The sequence below is a fragment of the Enterobacter sp. TMH.L2 genome, assembly GCF_050847315.1.
In the GTDB taxonomy this organism is placed as follows: Bacteria; Pseudomonadota; Gammaproteobacteria; order Enterobacterales; family Enterobacteriaceae; genus Cedecea.
Window position 1 is genome coordinate 3,020,826 of the sequence record NZ_CP193791.1, and the last position, 25,773, is coordinate 3,046,598.

At 54.0% G+C, this 25,773-nt stretch carries 27 protein-coding genes and 2 tRNA genes; 10 read left to right on the plus strand and 19 right to left on the minus strand.

All coding sequences use genetic code 11. From position 1 onward, the window contains the following. The first annotated feature begins 129 nt into the window (after positions 1 to 129). Together mdtG and ACREYP_RS14610 are read left to right on the plus strand one after the other, a co-directional pair. Positions 130 to 1,356, plus strand: a complete 1,227-nt coding sequence (gene mdtG / locus ACREYP_RS14605; protein ID WP_166993734.1) for a multidrug efflux MFS transporter MdtG — start codon at positions 130 to 132, stop codon at positions 1,354 to 1,356. A gap of 94 nt (positions 1,357 to 1,450) precedes the next feature. Continuing rightward, entirely contained in the window at positions 1,451 to 1,825 is a 375-nt protein-coding gene (locus ACREYP_RS14610; protein ID WP_008453535.1) for a MysB family protein, read from the plus strand. A 3-nt stretch (positions 1,826 to 1,828) separates the two neighbouring features. On the opposite strand, the gene ACREYP_RS14615 is transcribed toward ACREYP_RS14610, so the two are convergent. The 3 genes from ACREYP_RS14615 to mdoG all read right to left on the minus strand — a co-directional run bounded on the left by ACREYP_RS14615 (position 1,829) and on the right by mdoG (position 6,218). Further along, a complete protein-coding gene (locus ACREYP_RS14615; RefSeq protein ID WP_034807286.1) occupies positions 1,829 to 2,035 on the minus strand; it encodes a YceK/YidQ family lipoprotein in 207 nt (68 codons plus the stop codon). A 123-nt stretch (positions 2,036 to 2,158) separates the two neighbouring features. Next, positions 2,159 to 4,690 (minus strand): glucans biosynthesis glucosyltransferase MdoH, encoded by a 2,532-nt coding sequence (gene mdoH, locus ACREYP_RS14620; RefSeq protein ID WP_336817769.1) that lies wholly within the window; start codon positions 4,688 to 4,690, stop codon positions 2,159 to 2,161. Further along, positions 4,683 to 6,218 carry a glucans biosynthesis protein MdoG gene (gene mdoG, locus ACREYP_RS14625; RefSeq protein WP_166876537.1) on the minus strand — a complete coding sequence of 512 codons (1,536 nt, stop codon included), beginning with the start codon at positions 6,216 to 6,218 and terminating at the stop codon, positions 4,683 to 4,685. Before mdoG ends, mdoH begins: the two co-directional genes overlap by 8 nt. A 295-nt stretch (positions 6,219 to 6,513) precedes the next feature. Here mdoG and mdoC point away from each other — a divergent pair, with 295 nt between their 5' ends. Beyond that, on the plus strand, positions 6,514 to 7,674 hold the full coding sequence (gene mdoC / locus ACREYP_RS14630; RefSeq protein WP_008453541.1) for a glucans biosynthesis protein MdoC: 1,161 nt from the start codon (positions 6,514 to 6,516) through the stop codon (positions 7,672 to 7,674). 94 nt (positions 7,675 to 7,768) lie between these two features. On the opposite strand, the gene ymdB is transcribed toward mdoC, so the two are convergent. The 9 genes from ymdB to csgB form a co-directional block, all read right to left on the minus strand. Further along, positions 7,769 to 8,299 (minus strand): O-acetyl-ADP-ribose deacetylase, encoded by a 531-nt coding sequence (gene ymdB, locus ACREYP_RS14635; RefSeq protein ID WP_008453543.1) that lies wholly within the window; start codon positions 8,297 to 8,299, stop codon positions 7,769 to 7,771. Between the two features lie 150 nt (positions 8,300 to 8,449). Next, positions 8,450 to 10,666, minus strand: a complete 2,217-nt coding sequence (locus tag ACREYP_RS14640) for a TonB-dependent receptor (RefSeq protein ID WP_336817770.1) — start codon at positions 10,664 to 10,666, stop codon at positions 8,450 to 8,452. A 190-nt stretch (positions 10,667 to 10,856) separates the two neighbouring features. Then, entirely contained in the window at positions 10,857 to 12,854 is a 1,998-nt protein-coding gene (gene fhuB, locus ACREYP_RS14645; protein ID WP_336817771.1) for a Fe(3+)-hydroxamate ABC transporter permease FhuB, read from the minus strand. Next, on the minus strand, positions 12,785 to 13,666 hold the full coding sequence (gene fhuD, locus ACREYP_RS14650; RefSeq protein WP_498880952.1) for a TroA family protein: 882 nt from the start codon (positions 13,664 to 13,666) through the stop codon (positions 12,785 to 12,787). Before fhuD ends, fhuB begins: the two co-directional genes overlap by 70 nt. 97 nt (positions 13,667 to 13,763) lie before the next feature. Then, positions 13,764 to 14,369 carry an outer membrane lipoprotein carrier protein LolA gene (locus ACREYP_RS14655; protein ID WP_498880953.1) on the minus strand — a complete coding sequence of 202 codons (606 nt, stop codon included), beginning with the start codon at positions 14,367 to 14,369 and terminating at the stop codon, positions 13,764 to 13,766. Positions 14,370 to 14,472: 103 nt separating this feature from the next. Further along, positions 14,473 to 14,781 (minus strand): YmdA family protein, encoded by a 309-nt coding sequence (locus tag ACREYP_RS14660; protein ID WP_008453554.1) that lies wholly within the window; start codon positions 14,779 to 14,781, stop codon positions 14,473 to 14,475. 120 nt (positions 14,782 to 14,901) lie between these two features. Continuing rightward, complete coding sequence (gene csgC, locus ACREYP_RS14665; protein WP_008453555.1) at positions 14,902 to 15,231, minus strand: curli assembly chaperone CsgC; 330 nt, start codon at positions 15,229 to 15,231, stop codon at positions 14,902 to 14,904. Positions 15,232 to 15,289: 58 nt separating this feature from the next. Further along, complete coding sequence (gene csgA / locus ACREYP_RS14670; RefSeq protein ID WP_008453557.1) at positions 15,290 to 15,703, minus strand: curli major subunit CsgA; 414 nt, start codon at positions 15,701 to 15,703, stop codon at positions 15,290 to 15,292. Positions 15,704 to 15,748: 45 nt separating this feature from the next. After that, positions 15,749 to 16,198, minus strand: coding sequence for a curli minor subunit CsgB (gene csgB, locus ACREYP_RS14675; protein WP_008453558.1), 450 nt, complete (start codon positions 16,196 to 16,198; stop codon positions 15,749 to 15,751). Between the two features lie 779 nt (positions 16,199 to 16,977). Here csgB and csgD point away from each other — a divergent pair. The 4 genes from csgD to csgG are packed head-to-tail and all read left to right on the plus strand — an operon-like array spanning position 16,978 to position 19,307. Beyond that, the gene (gene csgD / locus ACREYP_RS14680; protein WP_498880954.1) at positions 16,978 to 17,628 is read left to right on the plus strand and encodes a LuxR family transcriptional regulator; all 651 of its coding nucleotides are present in this window, start codon (positions 16,978 to 16,980) and stop codon (positions 17,626 to 17,628) included. A 4-nt stretch (positions 17,629 to 17,632) separates the two neighbouring features. Beyond that, positions 17,633 to 18,019, plus strand: coding sequence for a curli production assembly/transport protein CsgE (gene csgE / locus ACREYP_RS14685; protein ID WP_498880955.1), 387 nt, complete (start codon positions 17,633 to 17,635; stop codon positions 18,017 to 18,019). A gap of 9 nt (positions 18,020 to 18,028) precedes the next feature. After that, positions 18,029 to 18,445 carry a curli production assembly/transport protein CsgF gene (gene csgF, locus ACREYP_RS14690; protein WP_008453564.1) on the plus strand — a complete coding sequence of 139 codons (417 nt, stop codon included), beginning with the start codon at positions 18,029 to 18,031 and terminating at the stop codon, positions 18,443 to 18,445. 28 nt (positions 18,446 to 18,473) lie between these two features. Continuing rightward, a complete protein-coding gene (csgG, locus tag ACREYP_RS14695; protein ID WP_008453567.1) occupies positions 18,474 to 19,307 on the plus strand; it encodes a curli production assembly/transport protein CsgG in 834 nt (277 codons plus the stop codon). A 42-nt stretch (positions 19,308 to 19,349) separates the two neighbouring features. On the opposite strand, the gene ACREYP_RS14700 is transcribed toward csgG, so the two are convergent. The 4 genes from ACREYP_RS14700 to ghrA all read right to left on the minus strand — a co-directional run bounded on the left by ACREYP_RS14700 (position 19,350) and on the right by ghrA (position 22,307). Beyond that, complete coding sequence (locus tag ACREYP_RS14700; protein ID WP_498880956.1) at positions 19,350 to 19,838, minus strand: DUF1097 domain-containing protein; 489 nt, start codon at positions 19,836 to 19,838, stop codon at positions 19,350 to 19,352. 103 nt (positions 19,839 to 19,941) lie between these two features. Beyond that, the gene (locus ACREYP_RS14705; RefSeq protein WP_498532027.1) at positions 19,942 to 20,496 is read right to left on the minus strand and encodes a TorD/DmsD family molecular chaperone; all 555 of its coding nucleotides are present in this window, start codon (positions 20,494 to 20,496) and stop codon (positions 19,942 to 19,944) included. Between the two features lie 28 nt (positions 20,497 to 20,524). After that, positions 20,525 to 21,262, minus strand: a complete 738-nt coding sequence (locus ACREYP_RS14710; RefSeq protein WP_008453572.1) for a phosphatase — start codon at positions 21,260 to 21,262, stop codon at positions 20,525 to 20,527. 103 nt (positions 21,263 to 21,365) lie between these two features. Beyond that, complete coding sequence (ghrA, locus tag ACREYP_RS14715; RefSeq protein WP_336817776.1) at positions 21,366 to 22,307, minus strand: glyoxylate/hydroxypyruvate reductase GhrA; 942 nt, start codon at positions 22,305 to 22,307, stop codon at positions 21,366 to 21,368. A 203-nt stretch (positions 22,308 to 22,510) separates the two neighbouring features. Between ghrA and ACREYP_RS14720 the strand changes: the two genes are divergently transcribed. From ACREYP_RS14720 to ACREYP_RS14730, 3 genes are all read left to right on the plus strand, one after another. Next, positions 22,511 to 22,598, plus strand: a tRNA-Ser gene (locus ACREYP_RS14720). Positions 22,599 to 23,069: 471 nt separating this feature from the next. Beyond that, on the plus strand, positions 23,070 to 23,258 hold the full coding sequence (locus ACREYP_RS14725) for an outer membrane channel protein (protein WP_498880957.1): 189 nt from the start codon (positions 23,070 to 23,072) through the stop codon (positions 23,256 to 23,258). A 196-nt stretch (positions 23,259 to 23,454) separates the two neighbouring features. Beyond that, positions 23,455 to 23,542: transfer RNA gene (locus ACREYP_RS14730), tRNA-Ser, on the plus strand. Positions 23,543 to 23,990: 448 nt separating this feature from the next. Here ACREYP_RS14730 and ACREYP_RS14735 read toward each other — a convergent pair. The 3 genes from ACREYP_RS14735 to chbG form a co-directional block, all read right to left on the minus strand. Beyond that, on the minus strand, positions 23,991 to 24,449 hold the full coding sequence (locus tag ACREYP_RS14735) for an NUDIX hydrolase (protein ID WP_008455632.1): 459 nt from the start codon (positions 24,447 to 24,449) through the stop codon (positions 23,991 to 23,993). 79 nt (positions 24,450 to 24,528) lie between these two features. Further along, positions 24,529 to 24,876, minus strand: coding sequence for a nitrous oxide-stimulated promoter family protein (locus tag ACREYP_RS14740; RefSeq protein ID WP_336817777.1), 348 nt, complete (start codon positions 24,874 to 24,876; stop codon positions 24,529 to 24,531). 101 nt (positions 24,877 to 24,977) lie between these two features. Further along, positions 24,978 to 25,739, minus strand: coding sequence for a chitin disaccharide deacetylase (chbG, locus tag ACREYP_RS14745; RefSeq protein WP_336817778.1), 762 nt, complete (start codon positions 25,737 to 25,739; stop codon positions 24,978 to 24,980). Positions 25,740 to 25,773: the final 34 nt, after the last annotated feature.

The following is a 25,773-nucleotide window of genomic DNA, read 5'->3' on the forward strand; positions in this document are numbered from 1 at the left end:
AAGGCGGTTTTTTTTGCCTTAGTTTGATCGAAAAAGCCCTTTGATTTGCCAGCCCAATGCCAACAGGCGCATAATTAGCAGAGTAATAATTCCCTCTCTTCTCTTTGGCACTGGCAACTTCGGAGCGGTATGACTCCCCCTGACAGCACTATCAACTGGAAGCGTAATCTGGCCGTCGTCTGGGTTGGCTGCTTCCTGACCGGCGCGGCATTCAGCCTGGTCATGCCGTTCCTCCCGCTTTACGTTGAGCAACTCGGCGTCACCGGCCATAGCCAGCTGAACATGTGGTCCGGGCTGGTCTTTAGCATTACCTTCCTGTTTTCTGCCGTGGCATCCCCTTTCTGGGGTGGGCTTGCCGATCGTAAAGGCCGAAAACTTATGCTGCTGCGTTCCGCGCTTGGCATGTCTGTCGTCATGCTGTTGATGGGTCTCGCACAAAACATTTGGCAATTTCTGGCGCTTAGGGCCTTACTTGGCCTGCTGGGTGGGTTTGTGCCGAATGCCAACGCGCTGATAGCCACTCAGATACCGCGCCATAAAAGCGGCTGGGCACTTGGCACGCTGTCTACGGGAGCGGTCAGCGGCGCGCTGCTAGGCCCGCTGATGGGTGGCCTGATGGCGGACAGCTACGGGCTACGCTCGGTGTTCTTCATCACCTCGCTGGTGCTGTTTATCTGCTTCGTGATGACGCTGTTTTTTATTCGCGAGTCGTTCACGCCCGTTTCCAAAAAAGACATGCTGCACGCCCGCCAGGTACTCACCTCATTAAAAAATCCCCGCCTGGTACTGAGTCTGTTTGTCACCACGATGATCATCCAGGTTGCCACCGGTTCTATCGCACCTATCCTGACGCTCTACGTGCGCGATCTGGCCGGTAACGTCAGCAATCTGGCGTTTATTAGCGGGATGATTGCTTCCGTGCCCGGCGTAGCGGCGCTGATCAGTGCCCCAAGACTCGGCAAGCTGGGCGATCGCATTGGGCCGGAAAAGATCCTGATTGGTGCGCTGGTAATTTCCGTTTTGCTGCTCATCCCGATGTCGTTGGTACAAAACCCGTGGCAGCTCGGGGTCTTACGCTTCTTGCTCGGTGCCGCCGACGGGGCGCTGCTCCCCGCCGTGCAAACGCTACTGGTCTATAACTCTTCCAGCCAAATCTCGGGCCGGATTTTCAGCTACAACCAGTCCTTCCGCGATATTGGCAACGTCACCGGCCCGCTGCTCGGCGCCGCCGTTTCCGCCAGCTACGGCTTCCGCACCGTATTCCTGGTCACCGCCAGCGTGGTGCTGTTTAACGCCCTTTACTCATGGATGACGCTGCGCCAGCCTGCCGAACGACTCCGTATTCCGGGGGAATAAATCTCCGACTTGCAGATTTGCCAACAGCGTCAACAATTAACTGGAAATCGTAACGGAGCAGCCGCTCCCCGACCTTTGCCACAAGGAGATAACCATGAGCATGTATGCAACCCTGGAAGAAGCCATTGATGCCGCGCGGGAGCAGTACCTTGCCGATAACCCGAGCGTGGATGAAGAGAGCGCCAGCGTCGAGCAATTCAATTTCCAGAAGTACGTTTTGCAGGATGGTGACATCATGTGGCAGGCCGAGTTCTTTACCGACGACAGCGAGGAAGGCGAATGCCTGCCGATGCTCAGTGGGGAAGCGGCGCAAAGCGTGTTTGACGGTGATTTCGATGAGATTGAACTGCGCCAGGAATGGCTGGAAGAGAATACGTTGCACGAATGGGACGAAGGTGAATTTCAGCTCGAGCCGCCGCTGGACACCGAAGAAGGTCGCACGGCGGCAGACGAGTGGGATGAGCGCTAGCCGTTATTCATACGGCCCGTGGCTGGCGTCAATCGGCAACAGCAACGTGTCAAAGATCAGCGAAAACGGCAGGTCGAGCACGGTAATATAGCGCCATGCGCCCTCGCGTACATCCCAGCGCACGCCGGGGTAATATTGGTTCCCGTGCCCTTGCCCCGGCACCGTCCGGCTAATAATGCTGCCGCAGCCGCTTAGCAGAAACGCCATCATCAGTACCGCAATTATTTTACCCACACATGCACTCCTGTTCAGAACGCGCTGAGTATAACCATCGCCGAATAAAAGGCAAAAAAATGCCGACCCTGAGGTCGGCATTATCACTTCTTTAAGGCCTTACTTTGCCGTCAGCGCCAGCGGGTTTAGCTGCAGCTTTCTGTAGCTCTCCACCCAGGAAGAATAACGCTCCGGGTTCGCCCACACGCGGTAATGCAAGCGCGACATGGTCATCGGGTCGCTCAGCAGAACCAGGCGGCGGTCGCGGTTGAGTTTGTCCGGCGTTTCGTTCAGCGCCTGTTCAACGTGACGGTCGCGGGCAATCTCCAGCACCAGACTCTTACGGTGACGAGCCGTGGCCATTGCCGTGCTCAGGGCGTTAAACGACGGGTTAAATACCGCGTGCATAAAGCCATCGTCCAGCGTACGGCTGCGGTTCAGCTCCAGATAGTTCTCGGTGTCCACCAGCACCTGCGGCGGGGAATACTCTTCCGGGATCAGGAACAGCTTCCAGCGCTTGGTGCGCAGGCCGAGGCTCGCCCGGCTTGAAAGCACGGAGACGAACGGCGACAGGATCAGCGAGAAGACAATCGGTGCCAGCCAGAACAGGAAGCGCAGATCCAGCCAGGCCATGCCCACTGCCCAGACAAGGCCCAGCAGCAGCTGAGAGCCGTGGCGCATAAAGGCTTCACCCCACGGCGTGGAGTCATCGTCACGCTGCGGCGAGTTCCAGACCACTTCCCAGCCCAGGAACGCGCTGACCACAAACACGGTGTGGAACAGCATACGCACCGGTGCCAGCAGCACGGAGAACAGCACTTCAAGCAGCAGTGAACAGGTCACTCGCAGGAAGCCGCCATACTCTTTAGAACCTTTGCACCAGATAAGAATGATGCTCAGCAGCTTAGGCAGGAACAGCAGAACCATGGTCGAGGCAAACAGCGCAATCGCCAGCTCAGGACGCCACTGCGGCCAGACCGGGAACAGCTGTCTAGGCTGGAGGAAGTACTGCGGCTCGGTCAGAGCGTGTACAACCTGCAGCGCGGTAGAGAGCGCCAGGAACATAAACCACAATGGGGCAGACAGATAGGACATGACGCCGGTCAGGAACACCGCCCGGTGAACCGGGTGCATCCCTTTCACCAGGAACAGACGGAAGTTCATCAGGTTACCCTGGCACCAGCGACGGTCGCGTTTCAGCTCGTCCAGCAGGTTCGGCGGCAGTTCTTCGTATGAGCCAGGCAGGTCGTAAGCAATCCACACGCCCCAGCCGGCACGGCGCATCAGCGCGGCTTCGACGAAGTCATGGGAAAGAATCGACCCGGCAAAGTTACCTTCACCCGGCAGCGGCGCCAGCGCACAGTGTTCAATGAACGGCTTCACGCGAATAATGGCGTTGTGGCCCCAGTAGTGGGATTCCCCCAACTGCCAGAAGTGCAGGCCCGCAGTAAAGAGCGGCCCGTAGACACGGGTAGCAAACTGCTGGCAGCGTGCATACAGCGTGTCCATGCCGGAGGCTTTGGGCGAAGACTGAATAATACCGGCCTTCGGGTTCGCTTCCATCAGGCGCACGAGGTTGGTCAGGCAATCACCGCTCATGACGGAGTCGGCGTCCAGCACCACCATGTAGCTGTACTGGTTCCCCCAGCGACGGCAGAAGTCATCGATGTTGCCGCTTTTACGCTTCACGCGGCGACGGCGGCGGCGATAGAAGATCTGCCCTTCGCCCTGCACTTCCGCAATCAGCTCCATCCAGGCTTTTTGCTCCGCAACGCAGATATCCGGGTTGTAGCTGTCGCTCAGGATATACACATCGAAGTGCGCCTGCTGCCCGGTGGCTTTGACGGATTCCCACGTCGCACGCAGGCCGGCAAACACGCGATCGACGTCTTCATTACAAATCGGCATGATAAGCGCGGTACGGTGCTCAGGGTTGATGGGCTCATCCCCCACCGTTGACGCAGAAATACTGTATTTGTCTTTGCCCATCAGCAACTGCAGGAAGCCCATCAGCGCGGTCCAGAAACCGGCAGAGACCCAGCAGAACAGCACGGCAAACAGGATCAGGATGCCGCTTTGCAGAATGTACGGCAGCAGCTGCATAAAGGAGACCCACAGATCCTGTCCCCCCATGTCCGCCGGGTTAATCAGCGCCCAGCCCTGGTACGGAAGGATCGTCTTCATGTACCAGGTTGCGACCACGGTTTGGGCCAGCGTGAGGATCAGCAGAATGTAGCGGCGAATCGTGCCGACGGTACGCCATTTCTGCTCAGAGGCCTCTTCTTCTTTAGACGCGAACTTAGACTTCGTTTCGCGACCAAGCAGGCGATCCCAGAAGCGGCCAATCGGGTTGGTACGCCACGGGTCCGGGAACATAGAAGCACGCGTCGCTTTCGGCATCGCCTGAAGCTGGGTGCGCCCTTCATCATCGGCGATCAGCTGTTCGCCGCCGAGAGACCCCGGCCAGCTCGCCTCGAGACGAGCTTTTACCGAAGCCAGAGGAGAATCATCCGCTCGTTCAAAGTGGTGATGCTGCGCATCAAGCGCCTCATGCACCGCCTGAAGATCGGACGCAGGCAAAGCCGCCTTCTGCTCAGCAGAAAGCGGGAGTGCTTCGATGTAGTCAGGCGAGAATTCAGTAGACTTATTCATTGGCAGGCAGCTGGTAGCTCCAGGTTTCACTCAATGTCTGCTCGCCGTTAACCAGCGCAGCACGCATATCCGTCGTCTTCTTCTCGTCTTTCAGCTTCACGCGCAGCGTTAAACGCCAGCCTTTGTTGACCGGGTTATAGCGCACCTGGCTGTCAACGATCTCACCGTTATCGCCAATGCTGGTCTGTGCGGTGACCGGCGTGTCGGCTGGCAGTTTTTTCATCTCTGCCCCGGTAAAGTCTACCACAAACGCAATGGTGCCGTCCGGCTGGCGGATCAGGTTAGACTGCTTCACATCCCCGGTAGAACGGCGAGTTTGCAACACATACGCGTTATCCGGCGCATGCATTTTGTCTTCGTCGCGGCTAAAGGTGATGGTGTACTTAAAGTTCATCTCTTTGCCTGGGTCCGGCAGCTGATCAGGCGTCCAGTAAGCAACGATGTTGTCATTCGTTTCATCGTTGGTTGGGATTTCAACCAGCTCTACGCGGCCTTTACCCCAATCCCCGACCGGTGCAACCCACGCGCTAGGGCGCTGGTCGTAACGATCGTCTAAATCTTCAAAGCGGGAGAACTGACGGCCACGCTGCAGCAGGCCAAAGCCGACCGGGTTTTCCGTAGCGTAAGAGCTAACGGCCAGGTGTTTCGGGTTGTTCAGCGGACGCCAGATCCATTCCCCGTTACCGGCGTGAATAGACAGGCCGTTGGAGTCATGCAGTTCCGGGCGGAAATTGGTGGTTGGTGAAGGCTGATTTGGCCCGAACAGGAACATACTGGTCAGCGGCGCAACGCCCAGCTTGCCTACCTTGTCACGCAGGTAAACTTTCGACTGCACGTTCACCACGGTATCGCGCCCAGGGGTGATAACGAAACGATAAGCCCCGGTCGCTCGTGGGGAATCAAGCAGTGCATACAGGGTTAACGTTTTATCCGTTGGCTTCGGACGTTCAATCCAGTATTCGCGGAAGCGAGGGAACTCTTCACCAGACGGTAAAGCAGTATCAATCGCCAGTCCTCGGGCAGACAGGCCATACACCTGGCCGGCGCCAATTACGCGGAAGTAACTCGCTCCGAGCATGCTGACAATTTCGTCGTTCTTATCTTTGCTGTTGATCGGATAGAGCACTTTGAACCCGGCGAAACCGAGATCTTTTACGGTATCTTTATCGTGCTTTACATCACCGAAGTTAAAATAGTCCGGATTGTATTTGATCTGGTGCACCGCGGTGGCGGTCACTTCGTTGATGGTTACCGGCGTGTCGAAGTACATACCCTGATGGTAGAACTCGAGCTTGAATGGGGTCTTGATGTTGCTCCAGTAAGCTTTGTCGTGATTAAACTGGATCTGCTGGTAGTCCGCGTATTTCATCTCGCGGAATTGCGAAGGCAGGTTGCTTTTCGGTGCTTCGTAGCTCTTGCCCGCTAAGGTTTTCGCCTGTTTTGCGACATCGTCGATAGTGAACGCCCAAACCGAGGTGGTATAAAGGGACAACATTACCGCAGCGCCAAGCCAGGACACTTTCATCATATTTGCTTTATGTTTCATATTAACCAGCACATCCCCCTTTGTGTGCTTAAATCAATCTATCCATTTTAATGGAAAGTTTTGCTTTCCGACAACCAAATCACCGCTTTGTTCAGCGTACTGGCTCAGGGTTTAAGCAAAATAAAGACAACTGCTTACGCTTTAAGAGTTCATCCTGGCGACAGGATGACATGCTTAGTGTAGGGTTGCCACGAATATGTAGACTGAACTGGACTTTTAGCCTGATGGGATAGGGTCTTAAGGATAAGACGAATAGTCTGAAAATGTCTGGAGTATTATGAGTAACGCACCGCAACAACGTGAGTTTTTCCTGGATTCTATTCGTGCATGGCTGATGCTGTTGGGCATTCCATTCCACATTTCGCTCATCTATTCGAGCCATCACTGGCACGTCAATAGCGCAGAACCCTCCGCGAGCCTGACGCTGTTTAATGATTTTATTCACGCGTTTCGTATGCAGGTGTTCTTCGTTATTTCTGGCTATTTTTCCTACATGTTATTTCTGCGCTACCCGCTGAAACGCTGGTGGACAGTGCGCGTAGAGCGCGTCGGCATCCCGATGCTCACCGCAATACCGCTGCTGACGCTGCCTCAGTTCATGATGCTGCAGTACATCAACGACAAAACTGGCCTGTGGCATACGCTCACCGGCTATCAAAAATACAATACGCTGGTGTGGGAGCTTGTGTCTCACCTGTGGTTTTTACTGGTCCTGGTGATATTAACGACCCTGGGCATGGTTTTGTTTCAAAAAATTAATAATTTTATAATTAGAAACGAACAGAATAATAATTCACCAATTACCCTGGGAAAACTCTCACTTTTATTTCTCGGCTTCGGCATTTTATACGCCGCTATTCGCCGGACTATTTTTATTATCCACGCGCCGTTATTAAGCGACGGGCTGTTTAATTTCGTGGTGATGCAAACGCTGTTTTATCTGCCGTTCTTTATGCTTGGTGCGCTGACTTTCAAACGCGAGTCGCTGAAAATCCTGTTCACCACGCCTTCACGCTGGAGTCAGGTGGGCGCGGTCTTTGCGTTTGCCGCCTATTTATTAAACCAGCGCTACGGCAGCGGCGATGCCTGGATGTACGAAACGGAAAGCGTGATCACCATGCTGATGGGGCTATGGATGGTCAACGTCGTGTTTTCGCTGGGCTATAAAATGCTGAATTTTAAATCCGCGCGAGTGACCTATTTCGTTAATGCATCGCTGTTTATCTATCTGGTACACCATCCGCTCACGCTTTTCTTCGGCGCGTTTATCACGCCGCATATCACGTCCAATATTTTAGGTTTCTTCAGCGGGCTGGTCTTTGTAGTCGGCATCGCGCTGCTGCTGTACGAGCTGCACCTGCGCATTCCCCTGCTTCGTTTCCTGTTTTCAGGCAAGCCGAAGGAGAAGGCGGCGACGCCACAATCATTTGCGGGATAACACACTAAAGGCCGGGTATGAACACCGGCCTTTTTTATCTCTGCGACAGAAATCTTAGCGGCCACAGATTGAAGTTTTATGAAGCTGTCGTGATTTATTTATGACACTCAGCCGCAATCTGCTGATAAATCTGCGTGTTCTCATCATCAAAGCAAACAAATACCACGCGCTCCGGCAGCGGGCGCAGACCAATGTATTTGTAAGCAACATCCCACGCTATGCGTGCGGCCTGCGCTTTTGGAAAGCCATACACGCCGGTGCTGATGGCCGGAAAAGCAATTGAGCGGTAGCCGTTAGCGGCGGCTAAATCCAGGCTGTTACGGTAGGCCAGTTCCAAAAGCTCGGCTTCGTTCTGCTCGCCGCCGTGCCAGACTGGCCCCACGGCGTGGATCACCGCTTTTACCGGAATGTTCCCGGCCTCGGTAATCACCGCCTGACCCGGGGGACATTCGCCCTGCAGCTGGCGTACCGCTTTACAGGCTTCCAGCAGCGCAGGTCCGGCGGCGCGATGTATCGCCCCATCCACTCCCCCACCGCCCATCAGCGAAGGGTTTGCCGCGTTGACAATCACATCGACCTCAATCTGCGTGATGTCTCCCTGGACGACCTGTATGCGTTCACTCATTAACCATTCTCCAACTGTACTTTGCCGTAGTCTATTCTCGTCAGACGGGGCGCGTACATGACTATTATCGTTTCCGGACATTTCAACTTTTGAAAATCTCCGGATATCAGCCACAAAAAACCCCGCCTTCACGGGGCCTTCGTTATTGGATTAGAAATCAACAGTCATGGAAAGTTTCAGGGTACGTGGGTCACTTTGCGTAATATACGCCCCGCTGTCGTCGACAGAAGCCCAGTATTTTTCGTTAGTCACGTTTTCGACGTTGGCGCGCCAGGTCAGCGTCTGTTCGTTAACCTTCGTGCTGTAGCGCACGCCGAGATCGAGGCGAGTCCAGCCGTTTAGCTTAATGCTGTTGTCGGCGTTGGCGTATTGTGACCCGGTGCGCATTAGCGTCCCCGTCGCAGTCAGGTTCTGCACCCAAGGCAGATCCCATTCGCCGCCCACGGACCAGGAGTAACGCGGAACGCCGATCGCATCCTTACCGTCGTTTGTCCCGCCGTTAGTCTTCACCATTTCTGGCTGAAGCCAAAGGGCACTTCCCAACAGGCGCACGCCGTACAGTGGCTCACCAAAGACGTTCAGTTCCATACCGCGGCTGCGCTGTTCGCCATACAGGCCGTAAAGATTGTTGCTGTCGAGCATCCCCACCGGCTTTTCGATCTCAAACAGCGCCAGGCTACCGCCCACGCGGCCGAAGTCCATCTTCATGCCCACTTCGTTCTGCTTCGACTGCACAACCCCGACCACGTTTCCGGCATTGGTTGCTTTAGAGGTTGCTGTCGGCCCAGGCTGCAGCGCTTCAATGTGGTTCGCATAAAAAGAAACCGGCTCCCACGGCTTCACTACCAGGCCATAAACCGGCGTAACCTTGAAAGCATCAAAGCGTGTTTTAGGGTCTTCCACACCGGTATAGCTGTAGTTACGAACCCGCACGTCCTGGCGGCGAGCGCCCACGGTCAACAGCACCTTATCGTCCAGCGCGGAGAGCGTATCGGACAGCGAAACCCCGCTTGTTATCGTGCGGCTCCGCTGGGTCGGATCGTCCATATTGCTACCGGAAGCGACCGTCGGGAAACGGCTCAGGTCGAGATAAGACGGATCGTAGATATTATTCCCAACGGCGGTTTTGCTGGATGACATGGTGTAGGCCGCGCGGGTTTTACGGTAAACGCCGGAATAGCCGAGGTTCACGCTGTGGCCGATAAAGCCGGTATCAAATTTCCCCCGCACGCCGCCCATGCCGGAGAAAGCGTCGGCGATGTATCGCGTAGACAAACGAGTCTGGCTGGTGTTGCCCTTGTTATCAACAAACTTAGGCACGCTGTAATTGCCTCTTTCGTCGGTTTCGCTGGTGCCCAGCGCGCCATAAAGCGTCCAGCTGTTCGCCACATCATACTCGCTGTGCAGCGCAGCAAAGCGAGCGCTCATGTCTGAATAAACCCACGGCTGCCCGTAGTTTGTGCGGTTATCCGGCACATCAGGCATCTGCGTAATAGCGCCAACCCCCACCCCGATACGGCCATTGTGTACCGTCATCTTCTGGTAGCCGCCGTCGAACGACGTCCGCAGCCTGTCGCCTTTGTAATCCAGCCCAACGCTTGCCAACGATGTTCTGTTCTTCTGCTCGCGAACCTCACTCTCGCCTTCACGGTGCAGCAGGTTCACGCGGGCGCCAAACTGGTCGTTATCCCCAAACCTGCGGCCAGTATCCAAAGAGCCTCCAATCTGCGAACGCCCGGTGTAATCCACGCCAAGTTGGGTATGTGGTTCACTGCCTGCACGCTTGGGCTCAATATTAATGGCCCCGCCCACGCCAGACCCGCCCGGAGGAACACCGTTCAGGAAGGCCGTGGAGCCCTTAATCACCTCGACGCGTTCCGCAAGTGCCGTGCTGGTGATCTGCCGCGGCAATACGCCATACAGACCGCCGTAAGAAATATCATCCCCGTCTAACAGGAAACCGCGCACGCGGTACGACTCGCCAAAGTTACCGTAGCTGCGCACGGGCTGAATAGTCGCGTCATTACGGACAATGTCGCTGAGGGTATTGGCCTGCTTATCCTCGATCATTTTGGAGGTATAGCCGATGACGTTAAACGGCACGTTGCGCGCATCCTGCTCACCGAGCATGCCCAGGCGACCGCCATTGGCCACCTGCCCGTCCAGGTAAGCAGGCACCAGCTCGTTACCGCCTTCGCGGAACTGCGTATCTGGGGTCGCCGTGACGGTAATGGTCTCTTCTTTAACTAAAGCTTTTTGCTGAGGATTTTCCTGTGGCGCAGCGGCAACGGGCATACAGGCGGCAGCGATCAACGCTGCGATCAGGCGCGGTTTAAACCCGGCCTGGCGAGGTGGTTGGTGAGGCATTGAAATTTCCTGGTAAAATAAAAACAATTAATGAGAACGATTATGATTTTGATCGTGATTATCGTTTCATCATTAGAAATTGCAAGAAAAATGCCCAGAGGGAGATTGACCAGTAAAAACGCCTGGCCACGTAAATAGAGAGGAACTCAAACAGCAGGCACGCCCGGAACGAGCCTGCTTTTAAGGCCTGTCACGCTTTGCGTAACAGCCAGATAAAGTACGGCGCCCCGCAGAGCGTGGCTAACAATCCTGCCGGGATCTGGAACGGGAAGATAAGGCTTCGGCCCAGCCAGTCGGCCAGCAGCATCAGCCCGGCCCCGATAGCAATAGCCACGATAAGCTGGGGCATTGCGCGGCGGAAGCCGAGCATTCTTGCCATGTGCGGTGCCATCAACCCAACAAAACTTAGTGGCCCCACGCAGAGCGTTGCGGCAGCAACTAGTCCGGCTGACAGCACCAGAATGCTGATGCGCGATTGACTCAGGGCAATGCCCAGGGCCTGAGCCGTCTCACCGCCCAGCGGGAGTATAGCGAGCCAGCGGCGCACCAGGGGCGTAAGCCCAATCAGCGCCAGCGCCATGCCCCCGCTCACCAGCGCCTGCTGCCCGGTTACTTTCCAGGTGGAGCCGGACAGCCACGTCAGCACCGACCCGCTGCGCGGATCTCCGCTGGCCAGATAAAGCGTGAGCAGCGTGGCGAAAACGGTACTCAGCGCCACACCGGTCAGTAAAAGCCTTCCCGGAGCCAGCCCGGAGCGGGCTAAAACGAGCATCACCAGCAGCGTGAGCGCCGCGCCGGCAAAGCCCGCCGGCAGTTGCCAGGCGCTGACGTCGCCGGGGACGAGAAATATCAATAACACGATGGCGCAGGCCGCGCCGGAACTCACGCCCAGCACCTCGGGGTTGGCCATCGGATTACCGGTCATTTTTTGTACCAGCGTACCGGCCGCCGCCAGCATTGCGCCCGCGGCAAGCGCCGACAGCACCCTCGGCCAGCGCCACTGCCACATTTCTTGTATGCCGATAAACCAGCCTGCGCTTTCCCGCCCAACGCCCAGCGCGAGCAAGGCAACCAGCGCCAAAACAGCAATAATCAGCAATACCGTAGCGGGGGAAAGTTGGCGTTCCGCAATCGCGCTGGCATCATCAGAAGCCGCCAAACGCTGATGGCGCAGGCGTGGCAATAACCACAGCATTAACGGTGCCCCCACCAGCGCCGTCACGGCGCCGGTGGGCAGTTCTTGCCAATAGCGTCCAACCCACAGAACCAGTTGATCGCTCAGTAACAGCAGCAATGCCCCCGTCGCCATCGAAGCCAGGAGTTTAGGCAGCAGACGTCTCACGCCAAACATGCCGGCCAGGACCGGAGCAAACAGGCCAATAAATCCGATCACGCCCACCACGCTGACCAGCATCGAACTCAGCAGCAGGGCCAAAATTAGCCCGCCCACGCGCACTAAAGCCAGCTTCATCCCCAGTCCACGTAATACGGTGTCATCCAGGGCCAGCATACCCAGCGGGCGAATCATCAGTACGATGAGTACCAGCACGGCCAGAAGCCTCGGCCAAAGAAACTCCACGCCAGCCCAGTCGTACTGGTTCAACATCCCGCTGCTCCAGATAAACAGATTTTGCAGGCGCTCATGGTTGAACAATACGAGGAAGCTTTTTACGGCCCCGCAATAAAGTCCCAATACCAGGCCGGCAAGGATTAGCGTAACCGGCGACATTCGTTTACCCCAGGCAGCCCCGAGCACAATACTGCCTACGGCCATTGCGCCAGCCAGCGCCGCAAGCTGTTTGCCGGTTTCCCCTGCCCCCGCCAAAAACAGCGTCGCAAGGGTCAGCCCCAGCTGTGCCCCAGCCGCAACGCCAAGGGTGGCCGGTTCGGCCAGAGGATTACGCAGAATATGCTGAAACAGGCAGCCGGCCAGCGCCAGCCCGGCGCCGGTAAGCAGCGCAAGCGCGGTTCGCGGCAGCAGGCTGTAGTGAAACAGCATCTGCGAAACATCGGTCACCTGAGGCAGCGTTATCGCTTGCCACCAGAGCCCGGCAGGCAGCATTTGCTGGAAGTTGTAGCCGGTCAAAAACAGCGTGAAGGCACAGAGTATAAGCAGGATTATGCGCACAGTGCCTCCGGCAGGAGCTGGCAAAAACGCAGCGCCGAGAAGCTGCCGCCGTAAAACCATACCGCTGGCAGCAGGTGTAACTGGCCCTCGCGCACGAAAGGCATAACCTGCCATAGCGCAGATTTCGCCACCGTTTTGACCGGATCGTCATCGCCGTGCATAAAGCAAATTGCCGTGACGTTTTCCAGCCTGACCAGGGTTTCAATGCCCACAATGGCGCTTCCCCAGGCATTGGTTTTCCCGTCCCAGGCGTTACGCATCCCCAGCCGTTCCAGCAGGTCGTTAAACAGGCTGTTGCGGCCAAAGATCATCACCCGGCGGCTATCAAGAAATGAAAACATCACCAGCGGGTTGGGATTACCCGGCAGCTTTGCGCGGGTGGCGGCCATCTGCTGGTGAAAATGGGCCAGATGTTCGGTAGCCTGCTGCTCCCGCCCTAAAAACTGCCCGAGCCTCAGAAGATCTTTTTCCAACAGCGCCAGCGGGCGGCCAGAGGCATCATTAAAGGCCGTCGACCAGCAGGGAGCGATAGATGTTAAATCTGACTCAGCCGGCCCGAAGCCTTTGGAGATGAGAAAAAGAGAAGGAGTGAGACGCTGCATCAGCTCGCGGTTAGGCTCGTTTCTCAGCCCAACGTCAACGACGGTTTCAGGCAACGTTGGCTCCCCTACCCAGCGGTGATAATTACGCTTATCGGCAATCGCCAACGGCATAATCCCGAGCGCCAGCAACATTTCAACCGGTCGCCATTCCAGGGCAATAATACGTGCGACATCAAAGCGGCGGGCATCAGCCTGGCAGGGAAGAATGGCCGCCAGAGGCAGCAGGGAGGCTAGCGCCAGCAGGCGTCGGCGGCTTAAAGAAACGTCCATATAAATAGCAATAGTTATCGTTCTAATTAAGTTTTACACATTATGCCGCCAGCCGCCGCCAACGCAATCAAAAACTCAGCTAGCGGCCGGGCATTATTTAGAAGACAAGGCGTTTGCGCTCTTCCTGACTAAGTCTGCGGGGTTCAAACTGATGGTGCGTAAACGTTATTTCCGTGGCGTCATCCTCCACGTCATTCAGCTCAATTCGGTCCAGCGACTTCTCACCATAAAGCGTAATCGAGCGAAACAGCCCGCTGAGCGTTTTCTCAAAGGGAATTAATACCAGCCGCCATTTTCCCTCCCCCAGGTCGGAAAACTCGCTGATAAAGTCTTTCTCAAGCGCTTTTCGATCGAGATAAAACAGCGTACGCAGCAGTTGGTTGAACTGAAACATTGGCGGATTGTTCTCCGCGGTGATTGCCTGCGGCGGCTGGTTACCCATCACCTGAACCATCCGATTCTCCCCAACAACCAGTCCCATCGGGAAAGGCTGACGCTGCTGCCACCACAGCCCTTTATGCTTTGTCACCACAATCCGCCCGCTGGAATGCAGCAGCTGCGCCATGCCTTTTATCTGGCGCTCCTGCTCAAACTGCACCCGCATTACCGGCACGGCGGCAAATCGCTTTTGGATGTCATCCAGCGTTACCGCCCCGGTCACCTGCGCCACCAGCAGAAGAGAAAGGAGCAAACTTTTTTTCACAGCAATAACCCTATGCGTTCAACTGAAATCGATCCGCGTTAGTTTACTCTGCTATGTGGTCAGAAACCAAAAATACACAGCCCGCGTTAAACGGGCCGTGGCGTTATTGATAGGTAACGTACAGCACTGCTGTTTTGTGCTGTGGGTCGAGGTATTTCACACGGGTTTGCATCGTACTGTCATTATGAAGGGTAATACCATCCAGAGAGCTAAGGGCAACGGTCTGAGTGACGGGTTTGCCTTTTTCGGTGCAGGTCATGGCGACATTGGAGCTGGCCGATGTCCACTGACAGCCGCCTTCTACTATTTCACCTCGAAAATGAATGATGCCAGAGGATGCAGCCTGAGAAAGCGGTGAAACCGCGATGCCCAGCGCCAGACAAAGCAAATACTGCTGAAAACTTGCTTTCACGTTTATTACTCCTCGATTGCTGTCGTCCCTGAAGGTTATCGGCAGAAAATCAAAGATAATTAAACAGTGATCCATGTTTTTTGTTCTTGCAATACTTCCGTCACATATATTTGTTTGCGGTCAAGACTTCCCCGGCTTTTGCCACTGTTGCTCAAGGTGAAAGGCTTTTCCGTCGCTCAGGGTAACAGTGACCGTGACGCTGTCTCCGGGGTCAATATTCAAACTTAGCTGCGACAGATCGACGGCCTGATGTGCTTTTATAAACAGTTCGCTGCTTTGGTGGCTGGAGCTTTTCCCCGACGGGCCGGTTTTGGTTGCCACCAGCGTCAAGGTGCACTGGCAATCCGCCGCCAGCGTCGCGACAGGCGTTATTGTGTAGATGTTTTCCTGCTGCCGGGTATTAAACGTCAGCTGACTTGAGAGTGCGGCAAGCAATACCAGGGTATGCATACAACCTCCAAAGAAAAACAGGGCCGTCGGCCCTGTTCCACGCGATAGCCAGGTCGCTTTAGTACTGAGACGCAGTGGCGTGGTTACCGTTGCCGAACTGGGTGACCGACACCAGAGAGCTGGATGCCGTCTGATTAACCACTGCCCCGTTGTTGGTCCCGAACTGCTGAACATCAATCTGCGCGTTTTTCCCGTTCCACTGGCTGATGGTGGCATTGTTACCGTAGCCATCCTGCAGCAGTTTAATATCGCTGCTGTCAGAGCCCTGGCCAACTTTTGCCCCATTCACCGTGCCCAGCTGTTTAATTTCAGTCTTCGAATAGAACGCATTCGACTGCAGCGCTGTGGCATTATTTCCGTTACCCTGCTGATATATTTTCAAGGTCGAGTGCTGAGCCTGCTGCGGATAGGTCGCCATTGCACCTGCGGAAACAACCAGTGCTGCTAATGCTGCCACTTTGAAAAGATTCATACTAAAATCCCCATCGGATTGATAGTTTCAGCCCAAATATTTTGCTTATCGCTGAATAATGCGAATCGCCATTTGTGACTGGTTTTGCACAACAACTGCTGACTTCTGGGTACCGTACTGGGTAATGTTTGCTTTATTACCAGAACCTCGTTGGATAATAAGCGCCGCATTACCAAATGAATCCTGCTTAATACCCGCCTCGTTGGCGTTACCTTCTTGCGAGATATAAGCCAGGTTATAACTGCCTGATTGTTCGATGTTTGCCCGGTTGCCTGCTCCGCTTTGCGTAACCTCAGAAAGTTGCTTCTGACCCCGCTGAACTACTGCAGCATTATTATTGCTACCAGACTGGCCAATAATGGCCGTTTGATTAAATTGAGGATTGCTCAATTCATTGACAGCAAAATTATACTCAGCAGTGGCGAGATCGTTACTCGCCGCAAAACAATGACTCGCCAGGCCAGCGAACATTATAGAAATAAAATATTTTTTCATTCTGTCACCCTGAACCAGATAATGCCGGAACAATATGACGCGTAACATTCAGGTCAAGTATAACGGACCAACAATAATGTGTTATTGCATCGTTACGCAAATGAGTATGTTACGGCAACAATTAAAAATATCTCATGCCGGGGTGGTATTTTGCATTATAAAATTCACACCAAAGTATTAATACGAAATAAAAACAGACAATCATCACTATTACATCCCCCTGTTCCAGGGATCGGATAATCATTAGCACACTTATTTAAAGTCACCTTAACTCTCACTGACTTAGCACAACTTAAGCGATACTTAGTCAGTTTATGAGAAAACTTCGTCATCACACTCAGTTTTCTTAAGCGAAGCGGTTGAATGCTGGGAACGCGGTTTTTAAAATTATGAATAGAGTGAGTAAAACAAAAAAATAAAAAATAAAATACATAAAATACAATTAGTTAAAATTAAAAATCGAAATTAATTTTCTATACAGAAAGCAAAAAACGTACAACTTTCTGCTTAAAATTAAATAGCGAACACTCTCAATTGAAACATTTTAATATCCAAAGAAACATTTGGTTACATAGTTAACACTTGCGTTAAAATATCCAATCGCTAAATTGGAAACAGTTACCACTTCTTTAGTTAATTTTCTTTTGCTGACCGAAATAAAATCATTTCGGCGATTAAAAATATTTAACATACAGCACCGTCGCGGCACTCGTCACGTTATAGAGAATTAATTCTTATTAATTCAAAAGGTAGCGACATAAACCAGGTGGAGTTTCATCATGTATAATGAAGTCCATGCCCTTCAGGGCCCTACGTTATTGTTAATGACAAAACCCTCTCTCCAGGCTTCAGCCTTATTACAGCACCTGCGCGCCTCGTTAGAAATAAATGGCCGTATTCATAATATTCAACGGCCACTGGATGAATTTCCCGGTAATGCTCTGATTTTATTTGATATGGCGGAAACAGATAAAAAGACCATTCTGTTCTGGCAGGATAAACTAAGTCGTAAAAACTGTCAGATAAAATTGTTGTTACTCAATACGCCGGAGGAGTATCCCTTCCGGGAGATTGAAAGCTGGCCGCACATCAATGGCGTTTTTTATCTTGCTGTAGAAGAGCCCAAAGTCATCGAGGGACTGCGCGGGGTACTGGCTGGCGAATGTTACTTCTCGCAGAAACTGGCCAGTTATCTGATCAACCACTCCGGCAACTACCGGTTTAACAACGCCGAGTCATCCCGCCTGACGCAGCGCGAAAAGGAAATACTGAATAAGCTGCGCGTTGGTTCTTCCAATGTTGAAATCGCGCGTTCGCTGTTTATCAGCGAGAACACGGTCAAAACGCACCTGTATAACCTGTTCAGAAAGATAGCCGTCAAGAACCGAACTCAGGCGGTTTCCTGGGCCAACGATAATCTTCGGCGATAGCCCCATGAAACGTTCAGCTGCATTTACGCTGGCAGCTTGCTGCTGCCTGATAAGCAGTGTCCTGGCCGAAGAAGTCGAGATCCCTGGACTGCTGACAGACCATACCGTCACCTCCGTTGGCCACAGCTTTTATCGCGCCTTCAGCGATAAATGGGAAAGCAACTATACCGGTAATTTAACCATCAACGAGCGCCCCAGCGCCCGCTGGGGGAGCTGGATAACGATTACCGCAGGCCAGGATGTTGTTTATCAGGCTTTTCTTTTCCCCACAAAGCGCGACTTTGACAAAAACGTTGACGTTGCACTGGTCCATACCGGTGAGGCGCTTAAACGCAGGCTGATCGATAAGCAACTCTTGAGCACCAGCGATTTAACCCACGATGAATTCTAGGAGACGATGATGCGTATTTATCATGCCGTACTGCCCGTGCTGTTATTTACGCCGCTGGCCTGGGGCGGGAATATGGTTTTCCAGTTTGTGAACCCCAATTTTGGCGGTAACCCCAATAACGGCGCCTATTTGTTAAATTCGGCCCAGGCGCAAAACTCTTATAAAGATCCCAGCTACAGCAGCGATCTAGGCATTCAAATGCCCAGCGCGCTGGATAACTTCACCCAGGCGCTGCAGTCGCAGGTGCTGGGCGGGCTGCTGACCAATATTAATACCGGTAAACCAGGGCGCATGGTCACCAATGATTTTATCGTCGATATTGCCAACACTGACGGCCAGCTTCAGCTCAACGTCACCGACCGCAAAACCGGCAAAACGTCAACCATTCAGGTATCCGGCCTGCAGGCGAATTCTACGAATTTTTAGTGGCTTAACCTCTGAAAGGATCACTATCATGCAGCGCATACTTCTGATTATGGCGGTGTTTTTATTAAGTGGTTGTTTAACGGCTCCGCCAAAAGAGGCCGCCAAACCAACGTTATTACCGCGCGCGCAAAGCTATCTCGACCTGACGCATTTGCCGGAAGCAAAAGGGAAGCTTTATGTCTCGGTGTATAACATTCAGGACGAAACGGGCCAGTTCAAGCCCTATCCTGCCAGCAACTTTTCTACCGCCGTACCGCAGAGCGCGACGTCTATGCTGGTCACGGCATTGAAGGATTCCCGCTGGTTTATCCCCCTTGAACGCCAGGGGCTGCAAAACCTGCTTAACGAACGCAAAATTATTCGTGCCGCCCAGGAAAATGGCACCGTGGCCGATAATAACCGCGCCCCGCTGCACTCTCTGATGGCGGCCAATGTGATGATTGAAGGCTCGATCATTGGCTACGAGAGTAACGTCAAGTCGGGTGGCGCGGGCGCTCGCTACTTTGGCATTGGGGCCGACACGCAGTACCAGCTTGATCAAATTGCCGTTAATTTAAGGGTGGTGGACGTCAGCACCGGCGAAGTTATGTCGTCCGTCAACACCAGCAAAACGATCCTGTCATACGAGGTGCAAGCCGGCGTCTTCCGGTTTATTGATTATCAGCGTCTGCTGGAAGGTGAAGTGGGCTATACCAGCAACGAGCCGGTCATGCTGTGCCTGATGTCCGCCATTGAAACGGGGGTCATCTATCTGGTCAACGATGGTATCGACCGGGGACTCTGGGATCTACAGAACCCGGCCGATATTAACAATCCGGTGCTGGTGAAATACAAACAGCTCTCAACGCCGCCCGCTTCATGAGGCTCTGTGCATCGATAAAAAAACCAGCTTTCGCTGGTTTTTTTATTCGCTTAGCAATGAGCTGGCTTTCGGTTTTGGCTTGTCCCGCCGGGCAGCGAGCCACAACCCGCTGTTTTTCATGGCAAAGCCAAACACCAGGCCTAAAAGCAACGAAGGTACAACGTTGTGCCACTCATCCTGATTGGCAAAGGTTGCACAGGCGCCGATAAACGTCCCGGGGACAAACGAGAGCAAAATATGGCGCGCCTGAATACACATCAGGAAGGCGACTACGCCGGTCATGATGTAGCCCAGGATTTCCGCCTGCGGCGCCAGCGCGCTGCCGTGAATAATTACCAGCGCCCACAGCACGCCGCTGCACAGCGTACACAGGGAAATAAAAAGCCCCTTCATACCGCCCTGCGGACAGGCAAAATAAGCGGTACAGCCGAGGAAACCGGCCCAGCCCAGCAGGCCGAGGCTCACCGCCACCCAGCCCCAAAGGCCGGAGAGAATACCGGTGGTGATTGCTAATGGAATAAGTGTCTTCATGGCGCCGTATCATAGCAGAGGCCGGGCCAACCACTACGATCTGGCGCACGTTTTTTGCAAATAAGAAATCAGCGTTACATTTTAATTGTGATTAACATCACAATTACTCATCCTCTGATTCCTGCAGCTCATCGCGCATGGCCTGCAGCGCCTCACGGCTGATCGCCGCCAGCGTGCGGTAGAATGGCGTTGTGGCATGGGCTTCAACTTTGCCCAGGAAAGTCCCGCACCACGGCATCAGGTAGTCATCAAACAGCGTCACCTGCGCTTCAAACTCATCTTCCTGAGACTGGTCTTCAAGCCACGAGGCCGCCAGCAATAGCGTCCCAAAATGATCGGCCGGGGACTCACCCAGCGGCATGCCACGCTGCTTCAGGAACTGGCGCACTTCGCCTTCATCGCTGCCCTCTTCCCAGGCGGAACGGAATGGCGGCACGCTGCATTTTTCGCCAACAAACAAAGCGTTAAAGTCGCCCGCCAGCAGCTGCGGATCGCAGCTATTTTGCAGCCGGCCCAACAGCTCATCCTGCTCCAGTGGCCAGCTTGCCGCCAGCTTCCCTTCACGGATCAGCGTAAAAAGAGGCACCAACAGGGGATCCTGCGGCTGGCGATAAAAAAGCGATCCGAGTACGCGGCAAATAATTGAAAATTCATTCATGACTGGCTCTATCCATTACGGGTGTTAATTACAGTGTGGCAAATTCAGCAATTGGCGCCATACCACGGGCTTCCAGGAAGCCCAGCAGGCGCTGCGGAGAGACGTTAAGGATCCGCTCTTCCGGGAAATTGATTTCGTCGAGGATTTTACGGCATTCGGTGAAATCCCCCAGCGTAAAGGCAGTGTGAGAGTCGGATCCTAACGCCAGCCAGCCACCTGCATCGCGCACGGCTTCGGCAATAGCGCGGCAGTTTGGGCCGCTGCCAATACGCGAATGGGTAAACGAAGAATTATTCAGCTCCAGCGCGACGTTATACTTCGCCGCCGCCGCCGCAACAGCTGGGATATCAATCTCAAACTTAGGATTCCCCGGATGGCTGATGATATGTACGTCGCCGTTCGCCATCGTCGCGATCATCGCTTCGGTGTGGGTGGCTTTATCTTTGGGCGGGAACACCGGCTCATGGAAGCCCGCGATAATTAAATCCAGCGCGTCCAGCATCGGGCCGGTGCAGTCTATTTCCCCGGCGGTATTTTTAATGTTCGACTCAATACCGCGCAAAATGCCGACGCCATCGACCAGTCGTGGCCAGATACGCATATTAATAAAGTGCCAGTAATGCGGCGCATCCGCCATATCCGGGCCGTGGTCGGTAATGGCGAACAGCTTGATACCTTTGGCTTTCGCAACGGCAATATAATCGTGGAGGGTACTGTAGGCGTGGGTGCTGGCAACGGTATGCATATGCAGGTCAACGGGATACATGGCTTTCTCCTTTTCTATTTTGAAGTAAGGATACCAGCAATCTATGACAATTTTTAGCCTGCTTCTGGAACGTTATCAGCCCGGCCAGGGCCGGGCTTGATGCTTAATAGCCGTGCTGAAGTGAGACCTCACCTGAAACGGCTTCACCGTTTTCCAGTTGAGTAATCGTTTTTGCTATATAGGCAATCGCCTCATCAGGACGAGTTACCGCTGCAACATGCGGCGTAATTGCCACGCGAGGATGTGCCCATAGCGGATTATTTTCCGGCAGCGGCTCTTTAGAGAAGACGTCCAGCATTGCCCCCTTGAGCTGCCCGGCATCCAGCGCCGCAAGCAGATCGGCTTCGACAAGGTGAACCCCGCGCGCGAGATTTATCACGTAGGACTCTTTAGCCAATTGACTCAACAATTCACGATTGATGATGCCGACGGTTTGCGGCGTATTAGGCAGCAAGTTGATCAACACGCGGGTGCCGCTTAAAAAGGCAGGCAGCGCTTCGCCACCGGCAAAACTTTCTACGCCAGGGAAATCTTTCTTACTGCGGCTCCAGCAGCGAACCGGGAAGCCCCAGGCCACAAGACTTTCAGCGACTTTACCGCCCAGCACGCCTGCACCGAGGATCCCAATGGTGAAATCCTCGCGACGATAATCGTCCAGCGGCTGCCATTGCCCCTGCTGTTTTTGCTTTTGGTAATCGTCAAAACGACGGAACCAGTGCAGCACCTGACTGACCGCATACTCCTGCATCTGCAGCCCCATGCCGGTGTCTTCGAGGCGGAACAGCGGCACGCCGTCAGGCAGCATGTCAGGATGAGCCTGAAGTTTACTGAGGATAGCGTCAACGCCCGCTCCCAGCGCAAATACGCCTTTTAGCCCTTTACGGCCGCTAAGCATTTCCACCGGAGGATGCCAGACAAGGGCATAGTCTGCGGGTTGCTGGTCGCCCTGCTTCCACTGGCGAACGCGAGCGCCAGGCAAAGCCAGCTGAAGGCGATTCAGCCAGTACTCGGTGTCAAAAGTGGGGTGATGAAAAATAATGTCCATACTGCCTCCTTTTTTTCTTAGGCTTGCGCGAATCGACTCGCCATGCAAGCCCCAAAGTAATAAAAAGCAGCATCTTGTGGTGGTTTAAGAATCAAGTTGGACGAAGTTTGGCTAAACGCACCAAAAACATGAAATTAGCATTGACGGCGAAGCCCATTTTCCCTAAATTAGCGCCCGTTCCAGCAGCGCTGGAGCGACAATATGGTGAGGTGTCCGAGTGGCTGAAGGAGCACGCCTGGAAAGTGTGTATACGGCAACGTATCGAGGGTTCGAATCCCTCCCTCACCGCCATATTCGATAAGAGAGCCTGAACTCACGTTCAGGCTTTTTTATTACCCGTAACCCCTTGAGGGACGGATGAGAACCCTCGACCGGGTTCGACAAAACGGCAGGATGACCGTTTTGCATTGCCTTCGCAACCCGTAGGGCGAGCGCCACGGACGGCGCGAGAATCATCCCTCCCTCACCGCCATATTCGATAAGAGAGCCTGAACTCACGTTCAGGCTTTTTTATTGCCCGTAACCCCTTGAGGGACGGATGAGAACCCTCGACCGGGTTCGACAAAACGGCAGGATGACCGTTTTGCATTGCCTTCGGCAACCCGCAGGGCGAGCGCCACGGACGGCGCGAGAATCATCCCTCCCTCACCGCCATATACCCTTCACAATTCACCCAATATTTGTACGTCGACCTTGATTTGATTCCGACAAGAAAACCTTAGCAGGTTAAAAACCAGCAGCCTTGAGCTGGCACAGCAGACGATGTCCAGTGCGGAAGCCTCACTGAAGATAGTGCAAAAACAGCAGCAGATTGGCATCAGCGATTATCTGACAGCCTTAACGGCGCAGCGCACGCTATGGAGCGCTCTCCACTCGCTTATTTCACTGCAGCAAACGGCGCTGGAGAACCGCATTACGCTCTGGCAGTCGCTGGGAGGTAATGCCAGCTAGCGCGATGATTAACCCTCTCCCGCCCACAGGAATTACCCGAGCGGGAGCTTTTTTCGACGAATTTGCCTTAAAACCGCCTCAACCGCTCACACCTTAACCGAACGCGGCATAATCCATAAATTAGGCTTGACCGAAGAGGGCTGACTCCCTATAGTAGCGCCCCGTTGCCCACCTAAGGTGTGCAGCAAAACAATATGGTGAGGTGTCCGAGTGGCTGAAGGAGCACGCCTGGAAAGTGTGTATACGGCAACGTATCGAGGGTTCGAATCCCTCCCTCACCGCCATATTCGATAAGAGAGCCTGAACTCACGTTCAGGCTTTTTTATTACCCGTACCCCCTTGAGGGACGGATGAGAATCCTCGACAGGGTTCGACAAAACGGCAGGACAGCCGTTTTGCATTGCCTTCGGCAACCCGCAGGGCGAGCGCCATGGACGGCGCGAGAATCATCCCTCCCTCACCGCCATATTCGATAAGAGAGCCTGAACTCACGTTCAGGCTTTTTTATTACCCGTAACCCCTTGAGGGACGGATGAGAACCCTCGACAGGGTTCGACAAAACGGCAGGATGGCCGTTTTGCATTGCCTCCGGCAACCCGTAGGGCGAGCGCCATGGACAGCGCGAGAATCATCCCTCCCTCACCGCCATATTTAAAGCAGAGCTCGCATGCAAATGCGGGCTTTTTTTTCGCATGTTTCACTATAAGGGTTGGGTTCGAATATAACCTGCAGTTACTTTTTAGCAACTCTTTGCGCCAGGTAGTAGTTTATATAACCCCTGTATTCATCCTTTGTTTCTGCCGGGATCTCGCTTTCCGCAAAGAAGGTGAGCGCCAGACCTTCTGTAGGGTCACTAATCATACGGCCTGACCAGCTTGTCACTTCGAACAGTGAAGTAATGACGTTAATCCTGTCTTTATTCTCGAGCGTAAACGTATAGTCCGAACCCGAAAAAGTGCCGAGTAAAGTCAGGTCGTGAACATCAAGATTCGTCTCTTCTTTCACTTCACGAATAGCCGTTTCTTCAAAACTTTCACCGGGCTCAAGCAAACCGCCGGGCAATCCCCAGCCGCCATCACGCCGCAGCTGCAACAAAATGCGCTGCTGATCATCGGTGATGATGACATTCGCCCCGGCCAGTAATAAAAGCCGGTGGCCTACCAGCGCCCTCATTTCTTCCACGTATCCCATCGCCTACCCTCCGGGCATAACGCCGCGTTATTGTCAGCGTTTATACACGATTAAGATGAAACCGGCATGACTGACTCCGTCACTCTTTCTTACGCTGGTATTTCTCCGGCAGCGGCGGAACCGGACGGCGATCGTCCATCAAATGAAGCACGGTCAGAATCGGATGGTGAAACAGCATTCGGGGACCACTCCAGCGCATCACCCGCTTCATTTCTTCACGTTTTGCGGGCTGATAGCAGTGGATGGGACATTGCTTGCAGGCGGGCTTTTCTTCGCCAAAAGCGCAGCGATCCAACCTTTTGGCAGCGTAGTCGTATAGCCGTGAGTAGTGGTCTGGATCGGGGCTGGCAGCTGGGTTTTTGCGCTCGTACAGGGCGAGCATTTTAGCGATGGTTTGCTTTTCGCGTTGGATGCGTTTTCCGGACATAGCTGCACCTCGTTAACCGGTACAAACGTCCGGTCAATGATTGTCGATAAGATGCAGCAATAATACACCTTATCGACAGCAGGCCGAAGTACGAATAGGGGTTAGAGATCGCGGAACGTGCCCAGACGGTAGCCTCGCTCGGCAATCGCGTACTTCAACGCCGCGGAGGTAAGCACTTCCAGCTCCGCAAGGCGCGGGTAGCAGTAGTTGCTTTTCAGCAGCGTGTTATCCACAAATGACGGGTGGCACATCACTTCCAGCGAGGCTTCCTCTCGCTTAGCCGAAGCATCCACGCACTCCAGAAGCAGGCTTTCAGAAATCGAATCGCCGTAAAACTCGCTGCTAAACCCTTGCGTAGTCCGCACGCCATCCAGGGAAATGTTGTCCCGGGCTGCGGCATCACGATCGACACGCAGCGGGATCCCTTTCGCGCTGGCAAACGCCGCAACGATGGGGAAAATTTCCGGAATCATATGCACGTGATGATGGCTATCAAGATGGGTTGGTTCAATACCAAAAATCTCGATAAAGCGCTGATACTGGCTTTCCAGTTCGCGTTTGATCTCGTCCCGATCCAACTGCCCCTGCTCGGCCATCTCCCAAATCCATTTACCCAGTACGCCCGTTTCGCGGGTTAGCACCGGCATGTTGGTCAGCGGCTGTCCCAGCGTCAGCACGAAGTGCATGCCGACCCCCAACCCCGGATAGCGTGCGCACAGCCCGGCAGCGTGTTTAATGGCTTCAGCGTTAACCATCGCGGTGGTTGACGTCACCACACCGTGGTGAAAGGCTTCGATGATGCCGTAGTTTTGCGCCTTACTCAGGCCAAAGTCATCGGCGTTGATAATCAGTAAGCGGTCCATAGCATCCCTCTTGAGTGGCCCTCCCCGTCCGGGG